4 protein-coding genes are annotated in these 3,659 nt (G+C 39.6%); 2 read left to right on the forward strand and 2 right to left on the reverse strand.

Annotated features, from left to right (window positions below; translation table 11 throughout):
• Positions 1–216, forward strand: a 216-nt coding sequence (locus tag M0Q51_17185; GenBank protein ID MCK9401704.1) for a hypothetical protein, incomplete at its 5' end; no start/stop codon positions are given.
• Between the two features lie 16 nt (positions 217–232).
• Here the strand turns inward: M0Q51_17185 and M0Q51_17190 are convergent.
• Positions 233–1,297 (reverse strand): IS91 family transposase, encoded by a 1,065-nt coding sequence (locus M0Q51_17190; GenBank protein ID MCK9401705.1) that lies wholly within the window; start codon positions 1,295–1,297, stop codon positions 233–235.
• Positions 1,298–1,380: 83 nt separating this feature from the next.
• Complete coding sequence (locus M0Q51_17195) at positions 1,381–2,280, reverse strand: site-specific integrase (protein MCK9401706.1); 900 nt, start codon at positions 2,278–2,280, stop codon at positions 1,381–1,383.
• Positions 2,281–2,786: 506 nt separating this feature from the next.
• Between M0Q51_17195 and M0Q51_17200 the strand changes: the two genes are divergently transcribed.
• Positions 2,787–3,617 carry a GNAT family N-acetyltransferase gene (locus M0Q51_17200; GenBank protein ID MCK9401707.1) on the forward strand — a complete coding sequence of 277 codons (831 nt, stop codon included), beginning with the start codon at positions 2,787–2,789 and terminating at the stop codon, positions 3,615–3,617.
• Positions 3,618–3,659 lie beyond the last annotated feature (42 nt).

The raw sequence follows: 3,659 nt of genomic DNA on the forward strand, positions 1-3,659 counted from the left end.
ATCCGGTCACTTGACCATATTCTATGCACTTACCACCGTTATTCGTGTTCCATGAGCAGCCTCATTTCAGACTGGTTAGGTAGTTTTGGGGTTATATGTTGGTATTGTTTTTACATTTTCAATGATTTATCGCTTCTCATTCAGCTGGTTTTGCTCGTTTTTGGATCATTTTACAACTTTCTGGCCATACGATTCCCATCCCGGCAAAGCAGGTAATTTAAAATATCCAGAATCAGCACCATAATATTTTTGTTGGATAAAGCACATTTGTTGGTGCACGGATCTTTGGGAGCAGTTCTATGGTATGCATGAATCCTGTTTTACATACCGGACAGAGGCGGGAATCAAATCCGGTAAGCCTGACTATTCGTTCCTGCCTGGTTTCTTTGACAGTTGTTTCCGGCTTTTTTGCCAGCAGCGACTTAACCCGGTCTTTTTGCTTGCTGCTCAGCAAACCGTAATACCTGATCTTAACAAACCGCTTGGGCAATATATGCAGGCAGAACCGCCGCAGGAATTCAACTCCGGATAATGTTGTCGGCTTTATTCTGCTTTCGTCCCTGTAATCCTTGTATAAAAAGGTAACTCCTGTATCGTTGATGTTTTTTATGCGATGATTACTGATTGCTACACGATGAGAGTACTGGCCCAGGTATTTAACAATTTGCTGTGCATTACCAAAGGGAGGCTTGCAATAGACAACCCATGGCTTTTTCCAGACATCATCGATTAAGGACTGATACTTCGGTAATTGGTTGCTGAGTTTGAGCTGAAGTTTGAGTTTTCTGAGCAGTATGCTTCGGAACGTGGGGCTAAGCATACGCACCGGGTACAGGTATTTACCTTGTTTGGTAATCCGCTTCATGTTTCCGGCTAACGTCAACCCTGCTGCCGGAACGATACAATGGATATGGGGGTGTAAACTCAGGTTTTGTCCCCAGGTGTGCAACATGCAGATAGCTCCGCTTTCTATGCCATAGTGAGTGTATCCAAATTGCTGCAATACGCTCCACACGCATTCAAACAGGGTTTTATAAAACAGTTTGCTGTCCAGCAGGCATATCTGGTTTAATTCTTCTGGAACGGTAAAGACAACGTGGAAGTACTTCACCTCAAGGGCATCATTCATCCGGTCCTCGACCCAAAGAGCTTGTTTTGCCCCCTGGCATTTAGGACAATTGCGGTTGCCACAGCTATTGTAGCTGATGCGTTCCTTACCGCAACTGAGACAAATATCTATGTGTCCGCCCAAAGCCGATGTGCGACACTTCTGCAAGGCATCGAGAGTTCGCACCATAAAACTATTGGGATGGTATTTCTCAACATATTGCTGTCCAAACCGATCTACGATTTGGGCAACCTCAAACTGTGGGCGATGCACTATTTCTTAGGGTACAGAGTATCCAGAGGACTATGAGCAGATGTTATGGGGCATTGGGCAACATGGAGATAAATCATTGTTGTTTCAATTTTGGCATGACCCAGCAACTTCTTGATGATTAAGATATTTAATCCGTCTTCGAGCAGATGGGTTGCATAACTATGACGAAGGGAATGAAGCGTTACATTTTTCTTGATATCTGTCTTTTTCAGGGTCTCGCGCATGATCCAGCTCAGACCTTTAACGCTGTAACGCCCATCGGGTTCTTTGCCGTTAAAAAGCCAGATATGAGGGTTTTCGGCTGCAAGATATTGCTTTAACCCTTTTGCCATGTAATCAGACAATGGGACAATACGATCTTTTTTGTATTTGCTCTGACGGATGTGAATGGATTTACGTTCAAAATCTATATCTGATATTTTCATGTTGCTGGCCTCCTGAGAGCGCAGACCTGCAGAATAGATTAGAGTAAGTGCAATGCGGTGCTTTAGCAGCTTTGGAGCCCTGAACAATTGGCGAAGTTCGCCGCGGTTTAAGATGACAGGCAGCTTAGCTTCTTTTTTCAACGAAGGCAAATCGATGGCCCGGTTGGTTTGTCCTATGTGGCGGTAATAATAACGCAAGCCATATATCGCATGTTTAAAACTGCTGCGTGAAGGAGATTTTGGGCTTTGAGCGAGTGCAGTGAGGTACTCGTTGATATCTTCTTCCGAGAGGTTTTCGGGGAGTTTGTTAAATTCCAGGCTGATAAGAGCAATCTGCCGGATATAGTTATCGAGAGTACTTTGACTCTGACCCCGCAGGATAGTCTGCTGCTGCAGAGTGTTAAACACTTTCTGAAATCCATCAACAGTTTGGATAGCTCGTTCAACAGTTGTAAATTCACTTTTTTTTCTCATGATACTGGACATTAAAATTATTTAAGTAATTTTTAGGGAGCACTTTCTCCCGTTCAGTATCATTTTACTAATTTTTCTTTAAAAAAGCTATCACACCCCGTTTTTGGGGTGGGATTTAGTGCAACGACTATACTACAGTTAATTTCGAATACATATTTGATGGGTTCATTTTTTATATACCGTGTGAGGATTTTGAATTAGCTGTAGGAATTCCGAATATTTTTAATGATAAAGAATTTGTTGAAGAATTCTACCGAAGAACTGCTATTGCTGAAAATATTACAATAGAAGAAGCAAAGAAATCAAAAGAAACAAAAGCTTATATTGAAAACGTAAATAGTTTGAAAATCGGGAAAATACAAAAGTTAGACGAATTAACTAAGGAATTAAATAAATGGTTGATTAAATAATATAACGCTTTATATTTCCGGCAACTGCGCCATTGCGTGGACCGACAAGACATGAAACGAACAACTTGATAAAACAAATTTAACTGGCAACCAAGAATGAAAATTTTAGAAATAGAAGATTACAATAAACTTACTGAACCATTAAAGAAAGTTACCATTAATAACTTATTTGCCCGTTCAGTAGTTGAACATAAAGTAGCAGGTAAGGTATTTGTAGATAATCTTGTCAATCCAAAAACTTATTATGTGGTTCATCCTTATGGCATGACATTGTTATTTGGTGAGAGTAATAATGAAGCATTCAATAACAGTTTCAGAGATTATTCGCTAAACATAAATCATGTTCGGAATACGCATGAATGGATGCAGGCGTTTCCTGGCAGTTGGAACAATGTTCTCAATGAATTATTTAAAGACTGCTTAATTAAGTCGGCAGAGAATAAGATGAAGAAAGAAACAGGAATAATTGAGTTGAATACCCGGGTTAATTTCAAGTTTAACCACGGCAAATATCTGAGCTTTAGGAAAGCAAATCTTGCTCTGGATATAAAGATTGTCAGAACGGATAAGCAGATTTTTAGAGATATGAAAGGGAGTGTTGTTCCCTTTTATTTTTGGGACAGTGAAGATGACTTCCTGAAAAATGGTGTAGGGTTTAGCTTATTTTATAAAGATAAATTAGCGTCAACGGCTTATTCATCATACATTCATGACGACAAATTTGAATTAGGTATTGAAACTGTTGAAGAGTTTCGTGGTAAAGGATTTGCAGAATATACATGTTCAGCGCTGATTGACTATTGTATTAAAAATAATTATGAACCAATTTGGTCATGTCGTTTAGAAAATATTGGCTCATACAAATTAGCTCAGAAAATTGGGTTTATACCTTCAGCAGAAATTCCATATTACAGACTAAGTAAATGAATAAATGGACATTGGACCTACACGACTTCTAGACAACAATAT

Source organism: Bacteroidales bacterium, assembly GCA_023229505.1.
Taxonomy (GTDB): domain Bacteria; phylum Bacteroidota; class Bacteroidia; order Bacteroidales; family JAGOPY01; genus JAGOPY01.